The sequence below is a fragment of the Aerococcus agrisoli genome (genome assembly GCF_003797145.1).
Lineage (GTDB): Bacteria > Bacillota > Bacilli > Lactobacillales > Aerococcaceae > Aerococcus > Aerococcus agrisoli.
In genome coordinates this window covers 22488-34302 of the sequence record NZ_RKMG01000022.1, presented here as the reverse complement: position 1 = coordinate 34302, position 11815 = coordinate 22488, and the positions used below count along the sequence as shown (strand labels likewise).

The 11815-nt window shown below is 35.9% G+C and carries 9 protein-coding genes and 1 tRNA gene; 5 read left to right on the top strand and 5 right to left on the bottom strand.

Annotation, left to right across the window (positions count from 1 at the left end; translation table 11 throughout):
• Nucleotides 1-45: 45 nt before the first annotated feature.
• From EF384_RS07035 to EF384_RS07025, 3 genes are all read right to left on the bottom strand, one after another.
• The gene (locus EF384_RS07035) at nt 46-393 is read right to left on the bottom strand and encodes a hypothetical protein (protein ID WP_123780629.1); all 348 of its coding nucleotides are present in this window, start codon (nt 391-393) and stop codon (nt 46-48) included.
• Nucleotides 377-1684, bottom strand: a complete 1308-nt coding sequence (locus EF384_RS07030) for a DUF1576 domain-containing protein (RefSeq protein ID WP_123780627.1) — start codon at nt 1682-1684, stop codon at nt 377-379. Before EF384_RS07030 ends, EF384_RS07035 begins: the two co-directional genes overlap by 17 nt.
• Before the next feature lie 146 nt (nt 1685-1830).
• On the bottom strand, nt 1831-4548 hold the full coding sequence (locus tag EF384_RS07025) for a cation-translocating P-type ATPase (RefSeq protein ID WP_123780625.1): 2718 nt from the start codon (nt 4546-4548) through the stop codon (nt 1831-1833).
• Nucleotides 4549-4895: 347 nt separating this feature from the next.
• On the opposite strand from EF384_RS07025, the gene EF384_RS07020 reads away from it, so the two are divergent.
• From EF384_RS07020 to EF384_RS07010, 3 genes are all read left to right on the top strand, one after another.
• Entirely contained in the window at nt 4896-7046 is a 2151-nt protein-coding gene (locus EF384_RS07020; RefSeq protein ID WP_123780623.1) for a Tex family protein, read from the top strand.
• Nucleotides 7047-7444: 398 nt separating this feature from the next.
• Nucleotides 7445-8662 (top strand): ABC transporter substrate-binding protein, encoded by a 1218-nt coding sequence (locus EF384_RS07015; protein ID WP_233570066.1) that lies wholly within the window; start codon nt 7445-7447, stop codon nt 8660-8662.
• Nucleotides 8663-8759: 97 nt separating this feature from the next.
• Nucleotides 8760-9395 carry a CBS and ACT domain-containing protein gene (locus EF384_RS07010; protein ID WP_123780621.1) on the top strand — a complete coding sequence of 212 codons (636 nt, stop codon included), beginning with the start codon at nt 8760-8762 and terminating at the stop codon, nt 9393-9395.
• A 53-nt stretch (nt 9396-9448) separates the two neighbouring features.
• Here the strand turns inward: EF384_RS07010 and EF384_RS07005 are convergent.
• Together EF384_RS07005 and EF384_RS07000 are read right to left on the bottom strand one after the other, a co-directional pair.
• Nucleotides 9449-9531 (bottom strand) — tRNA-Leu (locus tag EF384_RS07005).
• 52 nt (nt 9532-9583) lie between these two features.
• Nucleotides 9584-10552, bottom strand: coding sequence for a zinc ribbon domain-containing protein (locus EF384_RS07000; RefSeq protein ID WP_123780619.1), 969 nt, complete (start codon nt 10550-10552; stop codon nt 9584-9586).
• Between the two features lie 135 nt (nt 10553-10687).
• On the opposite strand from EF384_RS07000, the gene EF384_RS06995 reads away from it, so the two are divergent.
• Together EF384_RS06995 and gloA are read left to right on the top strand one after the other, a co-directional pair.
• Nucleotides 10688-11125, top strand: coding sequence for a DUF1801 domain-containing protein (locus EF384_RS06995; RefSeq protein WP_123780617.1), 438 nt, complete (start codon nt 10688-10690; stop codon nt 11123-11125).
• A gap of 109 nt (nt 11126-11234) precedes the next feature.
• Nucleotides 11235-11612: a lactoylglutathione lyase gene (gene gloA / locus EF384_RS06990; RefSeq protein ID WP_123780615.1), complete on the top strand. Its 378-nt coding sequence runs from the start codon at nt 11235-11237 to the stop codon at nt 11610-11612.
• The last annotated feature ends 203 nt before the right edge of the window (nt 11613-11815 follow it).

Genomic DNA, 11815 nt, shown 5'->3' with positions numbered 1-11815 from the left:
TCTACTTTGTAGGGAGTGTACCATATTCCTCACTGCCTTTTTTGTTTAATGGTATACACGTTCAACTAAAATTTCAAAGCCAACATCAGTCACAGTGTAGGTTACGTAATCAATAGAAGCGGATAAAATCTCAATGCTAAATGAATCATCTCTGACACCTAGTAAATCTTCATAATAGTATTCAAATTCGACTTGTCTAGGACCCTTCAGGAGATTCAAATCATCGATAAATCTTTCCGGTAAATGATCTCTTTTGCCGGTAAATTTAATCACAGATGTAGCTTGCTTATTCTCAGCAATGGAAATATCCATCTTATATCGGTGTATGTGATAAGATTCAAAAAAGTTCATGAATTCAGATACAATCCGATTCACTTTAGCGTGTTCTCTCATTATTTTGTTTTCTCTCCTTAATAACATCTAGTATAGGCACTAGAAATGCTGCGACAAATCCTCCGGAAAAACCATTGTTGTAAAGATTTAATCCAGCGTGTGAATCACTTGTGTTCTGTACAACTGCTGCGTGTAAAGCACCTGCAATCATTCCAGCAAAAAAGCCATATGAACCGGCAATTGGCGCTAAAGTTGTCCCAAATAATGCCGCTAGTAATGAATTTGTGGAACTTGGGCTGCCGATACTCATAGCTGACTGCATTAAGAAAACGCCTATAACAACAGGTGTTACATTAAATGGATGTTTACCAAAAGCCGAAAATCCAATAACTGTTAACACACCACCAATAACAGCACCATCTAAATGACCGCCCACGAGAAATACATAGGATAGGCTCAGCAAACCTTGTATCCCCATGTTCATCAAAGTGATTGGTGTCCCTAACTCAGTCACAAAATCAGTAATCAAACGACCTGATGTTTTTGAAATTTTCATGTAATTCTTCATGGAGTAGCCATTTAAAGCGAAACCAGATAAGAAGAATATGATGGAAATACAAACAAAAAGTAGGGTGACATATGGACTTGTAATTTCCTTGGTTTCAATCGTATAGGTTACAGGTAATTGGAATATCAGCATAATTGAGGTAACAATCATACCTATGACACCAGCTGTAAATCCGATGTTGTACAGATTATAACCTTGATGAAAACGTAGAAAACTGGCTGCTACAGGGTGGATGATGAAACCAATGATTATCCCAACGGCTATCCCAATCGGCATACTTACATAAATAGGTAAATCTTGTCCAAATGTAATAATAGATACTACAGGACTTAAACCTGATGAAAAAAGGGCTGCAATCATTAATCTAGACAGACTATTGCCACTATATTTAGAGTAAAAATAAGTACCGATAAAAAATGGAATCGTATTGTATAGATTTTTACCAAAGAAAGAGAAACCCATTACAGTCATCATGGCTGCAAGTAGGGGACCTGATATTTTAGATACACGTTTTTGAATCAAATAAGTGTTCACTAAGAGCAAGGATCCTACATTCACGAAAGTAGCACCGATACCACCTACAGCAAAATAGTCTGTGATCAAATTACTTGGTGATATCAGAATGGTCCAGTAACCGTCAATAATACTAGGTAACGGTTGGATACTTAGGCCAAATAAAATGAATAGAATAGCCAAAGTAAAAAAGAATAGGGGCTTAATCGCCGTTTGTTCGAAATAATAGGCTAATAATTTTTGAAGCCCTTGGTCAAGTGTACGTGCCATCAAAAACCTCCTTATAAGATTATGTATTAATTTTATAGTATCAATACAGCTAGCTATCTACAAGAAATTCTTATAAATAGACATAAAAAAAGTGGCTGGGTAAGCCCAGCCACTTCTATTTTAATCACTTACTGTAGTGTAAGGAATTATTGTTTGTTTTGATCAGAACCAGCATCAAATTTTTCATCCAAGCCAGTAGCACGGATAATAAATTTACCAAGTTCAACGTACGGTACTACTGAGGCAGCAGCTAAGATAATTACTAACCACATTTGAGGTGCCATTGGGTCACCTAACAAGTGAATTGTACCGAAGGCGTTGTTTAAGCCTGGGATAAATACAGTGATTAACATTAAAACAGTTGATGCTAAAGTAGCGATGTTTAACCATTTATTATTGAATGGATTTGAAGAGAATAGAGATTTAAATACTGATTTAGAGTTGTATGCATGGAACAATTGGATGAATGCCAATGTTAAGAATGCCATAGCTTCAGCATCTTCTAATGGAGCACCCATTTGGTAAGTTGCGTACCAGAATACAAACAATGTTACAGCACCTTCGTAGATACCTTGATAAATAATTGAAGGTAATACACCGTTAGATAATAAGTTACCTGAACGACCACGAGGTTTATGTTCCATTACATCTGATTCAGCATCTTCAAGACCTAATGCGATTGCTGGGAAGGTATCTGTTACCAAGTTGATCCATAAGATATGGATTGGCGCTAAGATTGACCAACCTAACATAGTAGCAACGAACAATGTCATTACTTCACCCAAGTTAGCTGATAGTAAGAATTGTACTGCTTTTTGGATGTTTGAGAATACTTTACGACCTTCTTCAATTGCAGTGATGATAGTAGCAAAGTTATCATCTGCCAATACCATGTCTGAAGCACCTTTAGAAACTTCAGTACCAGTGATACCCATACCAATACCGATATCAGCTTGTTTTAATGATGGGGCGTCGTTAACACCGTCACCAGTCATCGCAACAACTTTATCGTGTGATTGCCATGCAGATACGATACGTACTTTATGCTCTGGAGATACACGTGCATAAACTGAATATTGTTCAACTTTTGCAGCTAATTCTTCATCAGACATTTCGTTCAAGTGAGCACCAGTAGTAACGGCTTCTTCTTGACCTTCTTCAATAATACCTAAACGTGCAGCAATTGCAGCAGCCGTATCTTTGTGGTCACCAGTAATCATAACTGTACGGATACCAGCTTTTTTAGCAGTAGCAATAGAGTCACGAGCTTCTGGACGTTCAGGGTCGATTTCACCAACCATACCAGCGAAGATTAAGTCATGCTCTAAAGTATCACTTGTATATTCTGCAGGTAATTCGTCAATGTAACGGTAAGACATTGCTAATACACGTAATGCTTGGATAGCCATACCGTGGTTAGCGTCTAATAATTCTTCACGAGCAGCATCATCTAATGGTAAGATTTCACCATTTTTTAGGTAATGTGTAGATTTTTCAATAATAACATCAGGCGCACCTTTAGTCATTGAAACATATTTACCATGAGCTTGTTCTTCACCTAATGTTTCATGAACAGTAGTAGACATTTTACGATCTGAATCAAATGGTACTTCACCTACACGAGGTTGTACTTTGATTGTGTCACGTACGTCATAACCTTGATCGAAACCAAATTGAATCATCGCTGTTTCAGTAGGGTCACCAGCTAAGGAACCGTCATTAGCGATTGATGCATCGTTAGCCATATTCATAATACGGAATACAGGTTCGTTGTGGTCAATTTTTTCAGATGCATTGTGTAGTTCACCATTGTAGTAAACTTTTTCAATTGTCATCTTGTTTTGTGTTAATGTACCAGTTTTATCTGAACAAATTACTTCAGTACCACCTAAAGTTTCAACAGCAGGTAATTTACGTACTAACGCACGACGGTCTGCCATTTTTTGAGTACCTAAAGCTAAGATAATTGTAGAAATTGCAGGTAAACCTTCTGGTAGGGCTGCAACGGCAATTGAAATTGCAGTTAACAACATTTCTACCCAACCAAAACCACGTAATAAACCAATAAAGAAGATTACAACGGCGATAACAACGATTGCATATGTTAAGAATCGAGTTAAAGCGTTCATGTTTTCTTGTAATGGTGTAATCTTGTTGTCAGCATTTTCAAGCATTTCTGCGATGTTACCAACTTCAGTATCCATACCAGTTGAAGTAACGACACCTTCACCACGTCCATAAGTAACGTTAGTAGAAGAGAAAGCCATATTCACACGGTCACCGATACCAGCTTCAGCATCAACAACAGCTGTATCTTTTGTTACTGGTAAAGATTCACCTGTTAGTGCTGCTTCTTCAATTTGTAATGAACTAGTTTTGAATAAACGCATATCGGCTGGTACTACGTCACCGGCTTCAAGTACTACCACGTCACCAACAACGATTTCAGAAGAATCAATTGATTGGATTTCACCGTCACGACGAATATTTGCGCGTGGTGAAGACATTTTTTTAAGTGAGTCAATTGCATCCTCAGCTTTGTTTTCTTGAATTACACCCATGATTGCATTAATTAAAACAACCGCTAAGATAATAACCGCATCAACCGCACCTTGAGCTCCTTCTAAGATTACAGAAAGTGCTGCCGCAATTAATAGGATAATAATCATTAAATCTTTAAATTGATCAAAGAATTTTTGAAGGGTAGTCTTACGAGCACCTTCCTTTAATTCATTATAACCATTCTGCTCTAAACGACGTTTTGCTTCAGCATTTGTTAAACCTTCAGTGGTTGCATTTAAATCTGCTAAAACTTGGTCAGTTTCTTGAGTAAAGAATGTTTGATCATTCTTATTTTCTGCCATTAACCATCTCTCCATCCTAAATTTTATTATGCTTAAAACGTTTTCCCGGGCCTATCTCCAAAAAAAGACCTATGACTACTCCAATTATGGAAGTAGCCATAAGTCTCATCTTTTAAGACGACACCAGCAGGTATCTGCCGGATATGTTGGCGCCGCCACGATTCAAAATCGCTGATTACTCCCTTATGGAACTGTTTTAAGTATGAATTAATTATATTTTATCTGAGATAAAATTGCAATAAATAACCCTAATTTTTCTCATGAAAACATGAGATAAGATTGAACAATAGCGAAACTGCAAATTTTGGTATATAATGATTGTTCGTGAACAGAGAAAGGTGTTGAATATGGAATCATCTTACATTCAAATTATAAATAAACAGTTACCGTTTACTCAAAAGCAAATTGAAAGTGTATTGAGTCTCCTTGAAGAGGGCAATACCGTACCATTTATTGCTCGTTATCGTAAAGAAGCAACCCAATCACTAGACGAGGTTGCTATTCGTGATATCGACCATGCGTATCAATACACAAAACAATTGGAAGAACGTAAAGTTTCTGTTCTTTCTACTATAGAAGAGCAAGGTAAACTAACAAAAGAATTGGCTGATAAAATTAAAAAAGCCACCGTTTTACAAACAGTTGAAGATTTATATGCGCCTTATAAACAAAAAAGACGTACAAAAGCTACAATTGCAAAAGAAAACGGACTTGAAGGACTAGCTGAGTGGTTATTCTCATCACCAACTACTGGTAATGTCTTAGAAGAAGCTAGCAAATATCTAAATGAAGATATCGCTGACACCGATGCAGCCTTAGCAGGTGCGCACGAAATCATGGCTGAATGGATTTCTGAAGATGCAGATATCCGTGCTTGGATGCGTAAATATACTTTACGTGAAGGAAATGTAGTGAGTGTTAAACGTAAAAATGCTGAAGATGACAAAGCAGTCTTCGAAATTTATTATGATTTTAGCCAAAACATCGCGAATATTAAACCTTATCAAGTATTGGCAATGAACCGTGGGGAAAAACTGAAAATATTAAATGTTTCAGTAGAAAGCGATGAATTCCCAATTATTAAACACTTGGTGAATAAATTCATTAAAGGCCGGCCCGTGTCTACTCGCGAAATTCAGGCAGCGATTCAAGATGCATTAGATCGTTTCTTAAAACCTTCTATTGAAAGAGAAATTCGTTCAAGTTTAACTGAAACAGCAGAAAAACATGCCATCGATACTTTCGCAGAAAACCTAGGTCATTTATTGATGCAACCACCATTGCAAGGGCGAACTGTCTTAGGTCTTGACCCTGCATTTAGAACAGGATGTAAATTGGCTATCGTTGATGCTACTGGTAAAGTCTTGGCCAAAGATGTCATTTACCCACATGCACCAGTTAACAAAAAAGAAGAAGCTGCACGTAAATTTAATCAATTAGTAGCAGATTATAACGTTGAAATGGTCGCCATCGGTAATGGTACTGCCTCTCGTGAATCTGAATTATTTGTTGCAGAACAAATTCAAGAGAATAATTTGGACTTAGTTTATTCAATTGTCAATGAAGCAGGTGCATCTGTTTACTCTGCAAGTGATATTGCACGTGAAGAGTTCCCTGATTTTAATGTTGAAGAACGTTCAGCTGTTTCTATTGCGCGTCGTTTACAAGATCCATTAGCTGAATTGGTTAAAATCGATCCTAAAGCTATCGGTGTTGGTCAATACCAGCATGACGTATCACAAAAAGAATTAGCAGAAACGCTTGATTTCACCGTAGAAACTGCAGTTAACCGTGTAGGGGTTAATTTAAATACAGCCTCAGCATCATTATTGAGCCACGTAGCTGGTTTATCTATGGCTGTTGCTAAAAATGTGGTTGCTTACCGTAATGAAAATGGAATTTTTACAAACCGTAAGCAATTGGCAAAAGTTAAACGTCTTGGACCAAAAACTTATGAGCAAGCCGTTGGGTTTATTCGAATTCCTGAAGGAGATAATATCCTGGATAACACAGGTATTCACCCTGAAAATTATGCCACTGTAACAGCTATCTTAAAAGAATTAGATATCGCTGTTGAAGATATTCAAGCTGAAGAGAATCGTAGCAAAATTGCTGAATTAGATTTAGATCGTTTATCTGCACAATTTGAAATCGGTAAAGAAACATTAGTCGATATTCAAAAATCATTGTTAACACCTGGTCGTGACCCGCGTGAAGATGTTGAAGCACCAATCTTACGTTCAGATGTTTTAACTTTAAAAGATTTAAAAATTGGTATGCAATTACAAGGAACAGTCCGTAACGTAGTTGATTTCGGTGCTTTTGTTGATGTTGGGGTTAAACAAGATGGCTTAGTACATATTTCACGTATGTCTAAGAAATTTGTTTCCAATCCTGCTGATATTGTATCGGTAGGAGATATCGTGGACGTTTGGGTATCAGAAATTGATGAACAAAAGGGCCGTATTGGCTTGAGTATGTTGCCAATCGCTAACTAAAATGAGTTAATTATTAGAAAAGATAAAATAAATTAAAAAAAGATTAGATTTAAACTTGTTTTTTATCATTCTATTTGTTATATTATAAATATCTTAAAGAGAGGGAGGTAGAAATAATGTCAGCTTCAATCAAAATGAAACATAATGCAATCGAACAAACAGCAATTATTTCTATCTTCCCACATCAAAACTTATTATTATTATTAGTTAACTGAGGATTCTACCACATATTGTAGAGTCCTATTTCTCGTGAAATACGGGCTCTTAACTAAGACGTCAGCCCGTAACGCGAGGCTGGCGTCTTTTTTATTGGCCATAAACAAAGATGCAACTGATAAGGATGATGTTTTAAGGTTTGTATCGGGTAGGCAAATGGATAAAAAATAGGGAGCGTTAAAATGATGAAAAAAAACAACTTTAAAAAATTGATTACTGCAGCACTTTCAACCGTATTTCTTATTGCAGGTTGTTCTTCAGCTACAACCACAGCTACTTCAGCAGCAAATGATTCATCCAGTTCATCAACTTCAAGTGAAGCATCAGACACCGTTAATATTGGTGGTCTATGGGAATTAACAGGTGCTACTGCTGCATATGGTGTAGTACAAGATAACGCCGTCCAGTTGGCAATTGAAGAACGAAATGCAGCAGGCGGGATTGATGGAAAAGAGGTTGTTTATTCGTCTTACGATAATCAAGGTGCTCCTGAAGAAGCTGCTGCTGGTATGTCTTATCTAATCGATGAAGGCAACGATGTTGTACTTGGTCCAGCAACTGCAGCTTTAACTTTTGCAGCACAACCAATTGCAGAAAAAGCTGAAGTACCTTTTGTATCTGCAACAACTACCGTAGATAACGCAACAATTAATACCGAAACAGGCAGTGTTTGGGAATACTTCTTTAGAACTAGCTTCCAAATTTCTTTCCAAGGATCCGCAATTGCAGAATTTGCTAACCAACAAGGCTATCAAACAGCCGCCGTCCTAAAGGATAATTCAACTGACTATGGTCAAAATCTTACAGACATTTTTGTTGAAAGCTTTGATGGAGAAGTAGTTGTAGATGAATCTTATATTTCTGGAGATACTGATTTTTCTTCCGTATTGACCAATGTGAAAGCTCAAAATCCTGATGTTATTTTTATTGCAGGCTACTATCAAGAAGCTGGTCCAATCATTAAGCAAGCTCGTGAAATGGGCATTGATATTGCCATCGTTGGGCCAAATGGCTTGGGTAACCAAAATATCATTGATCTAGCTGGTGCAGAAAATATGACAAATGTATATTACGTAGCGCATTTTGTTTACACTGAAGATTCACCTCAAGAAGTTCAAGATTTCTACAATGCTTATGTTGAAAAATTCGGTACAGAACCAGATATGTTCTCAGCAGTTGCTTATGATGCTGCTAACATGGTGATGGATGCTGTTGATGCAGCTGATTCTACTGATTCAACAGCTATTAAAGATGCAATTGCTGCAACGAAAGATTTCCAAGGTATTGCTTATGATATTACTTTCGATGCAGAACATAACGTATCTGCGCCAGCATACATTCAAGAAGTAGTGAATGGTGAACCAACTGATAATGTCACAATTATCGAACCTGAAAACTAATCTGTTGAAAAAATCTGTACTTTAGTCTAGTATTTGATAAAATGAATGTAAGCATTTCAAAACATGACTGATGCGACAGAGAAAGGGGTTCTATCTAATGAAGATAAAACAATATATGAGTACTGACCTAATTACAGTATCACCTGAAACAGGAGTTTCAGCAGCCGTTGCAAAAATGGAAGAACACAAAATCCATAATTTACCTGTTGTAAAAGATGGTAAATACGTGGGTATCATTACACAAGATATCATCGATGCTAAATCTGCATCTGATGCAACTAGTTTAAGTGTATATGAATTGAATTACATCCTTTCTAAAGCAAGTGTTGCTGAATTCATGAATGCAAAAGCACCTACAGCAACAACTGATTGGATGGTTGAAGAAGCAGCCGAATTCATGCGTACTAACGATTTACGTGTGTTACCAATTGTAGACAATAATCAAAGTGTTACAGGTATTATTACCTATAAAGATATCTTCAAAGCATTAATCGATTTATCAGGTTATTTAGCTGGTGACTCAGAATCTCGCTTTGTTGTAAAAATTTCAGAAGACCGTATCGGTGTGATTTCTGAATTAACAAAAGTATTAGCAGATGCTGGTATCTCAGTTTCACATATTTTCGTAAATGATACGGATGGTATTGAAATCACAATTCAAGTACATGGTGGTCAAGGTGAGCAAGCGAAAGTTGTACTTAGCGAAGCTGGCTATGACGTTGTAGATTTATAATCATAAAAGAAAAACCGAAGACTTCTGTCTTCGGTTTTTCTTTTAATAAAATATGCGGCTAACAAGAGTTGAACTTGCACGAGATTTCTCTCACTGCCCCCTCAAGGCAGCGCGTCTGCCATTCCGCCATAGCCGCAACTTAGGTTTAGAACATTGCCTAAACCTAAACATTAGAAATTTCAATAAAATTAGTATACCAAACCTACTAAGAATATTTCTAGTACAAAAAATACAGTTAAACTAGCAAGTATACTATAGAATAATTTCGATTGATTCGTAACTTTACCTTGCATTAAAGCCATTGTTAGGGTGATTAGTAATAGGGCAATTTGTAATAAAACAATTAGTAAAACGATAATCGTAAAGATTAGCGGTGCAAGTAAAGAAATTAAGAAACAGATAAAAGCAATTACCACAGTAAAACTATTCATGCCATAATAATGATCTAACCAAGCACTATTCGGGATTTTTTCTTTAGTTAATTTTTCACGGATAAAATGAGAAAGAATAGGTAATATCCAAAGAGAAATCAGTAAGAAGACAAATGTTTTTAGACCAAATCGCCAAGCTACAAAATTAAAATCTAAGTTTGGTAACACTGACAAATCAGCAAACCACTCGTAATGTGTCACAAAATAATTTGCTAAAAATGTGAAAGAGATTGCATTCCCTACTGCTAACACCAGTAGGGAAGTAATACCATAATTTGAACGATTATTTACTAGATTAAAATCTGGTTTTTGTAATGGATGTTTTAAATAGGATACTAAATAGTTAAAATAACCACTTAGGAAGTTTTGATTAGCATTTGCGTTACGACGACTTGGACCATCGAAATCTGAATCAGACTTAGCTTTCTTATTCTTTCCAAATGAAAAGCGACCATTTTTTGTTTTTTCTTCTTGTGGTTCTTGACTCGTTGGACGAATCACAGTTTTATCGAAATCTTCGGTGTTTTCATTTAAATCTTCTTCAAATGTATTTTCTTCTTTATAAATTTTCACGTTATCATCTCTATCTATCGTTTTATTGTTTATAACAGGAATTTCAATTGTGTCAGCAAAATCTTCATCAATATCAAATGAAAATTGACAAAATGGACAAATATTACTATTTTCTGCAATACTTGCATGGCAATTTGGACATGTTTTCTGCATAGCTACTCCTTATCATTGAAAATCTTTCTCATAATCTTTTATTAGATGTACTTCTTTTCATTCCATGATAACATAATTTACAGAAGAGATAATTATTCCAGTATAAAAATATAGATAAATTTAAGGAGAAACATCATGACATACCAACAAAAAACATTACCAACTGATCAAAATCCTAAAGACTATATTCTCTCCTTAGATGTTTCGAAAAACAAACAAGCTGATGGGTTAACTTTACTAGACATTTTTACTGAAGAAACTGGTGTGGAACCTGTTATGTGGGGTAATAGTATTATCGGATTTGGGGCATATGAATACACAACATCTTCAGGTATTGAAGGCGTTTGGCCTATTACTGGATTTTCCATTCAAAAAGCACGATTTTCATTATACTTAAAATATGATCAAGAAGAATCACAAGTATATTTAGACCAAATAGGCAAATATAAAGCAGGTGTATCCTGTGTATATGTAAATAAATTACAAGACATCGACCAAGATGTATTACGCAAATTTATCAAAGTAGGATTTCAATATATGCAATCACACTTTACTAGCAAAGACCATATCTAAAATGATTTGAATTTTTTAAAATAAAAAATCAGATTAAGGTTAACCTTTTCTCCAAACTTTGATAAGATATAGTTAACTTATATCAATAGAAGAAATGGAGCGTGTACATATGAAAATGGCACATACTTGCTACCGTGTGAAAGACTTAGTAGCATCAAAGGATTTCTATCAAAAAGCATTTGGTTTTGAAGTAGCTCGTGAAAAGGATTACCCAGAAAGCAAATTTACTTTGGCTTATTTAAGTTTGCCAGGAGATGACTATGAATTAGAATTAACTTACAATTATGATTCTGAAGGTTATGACCTTGGAGATGGCTATGGACATATTGCAATCGCAGTAGAGGATTTAGAAGCAGTGCATGCTAGCCAAAAAGAGCAAGGTTTTAATGTTACAGAATTAAAACAATTACCTGGTGATACTAACCCAAGATACTTCTTTGTAGTTGATCCTGATGGGTATAAAATCGAAGTCATTCGCGCTAAATAATCTTGTATTCAACCTAATTTTTGTAATACGTTTTTATTTGACAAAAAGATTGTTTTCTTAAGTTTTACATGCTATAATTACTTCATGCGATGAGGCGAAACGCACAGCATATGTAAGTCTGTGCATGTAGTTAAAGAGGGTACAGGCGAAAGCCACCACGGGAAGTGGGTACTTGGTCAAAAGCTGATGTGAACGGCTGCGAC

Coding starts and splice junctions, on each gene's coding strand:
- EF384_RS06995 (WP_123780617.1), top strand. CDS start 10,688: ATGACATACCAACAAAAAACATTACCAACTGATCAAAATCCTAAAGAC.
- EF384_RS07035 (WP_123780629.1), bottom strand. CDS start 393: ATGAGAGAACACGCTAAAGTGAATCGGATTGTATCTGAATTCATGAAC.
- gloA (WP_123780615.1), top strand. CDS start 11,235: ATGAAAATGGCACATACTTGCTACCGTGTGAAAGACTTAGTAGCATCA.
- EF384_RS07010 (WP_123780621.1), top strand. CDS start 8,760: ATGAAGATAAAACAATATATGAGTACTGACCTAATTACAGTATCACCT.
- EF384_RS07015 (WP_233570066.1), top strand. CDS start 7,445: ATGATGAAAAAAAACAACTTTAAAAAATTGATTACTGCAGCACTTTCA.
- EF384_RS07000 (WP_123780619.1), bottom strand. CDS start 10,552: ATGCAGAAAACATGTCCAAATTGCCATGCAAGTATTGCAGAAAATAGT.
- EF384_RS07030 (WP_123780627.1), bottom strand. CDS start 1,684: ATGGCACGTACACTTGACCAAGGGCTTCAAAAATTATTAGCCTATTAT.
- EF384_RS07020 (WP_123780623.1), top strand. CDS start 4,896: ATGGAATCATCTTACATTCAAATTATAAATAAACAGTTACCGTTTACT.
- EF384_RS07025 (WP_123780625.1), bottom strand. CDS start 4,548: ATGGCAGAAAATAAGAATGATCAAACATTCTTTACTCAAGAAACTGAC.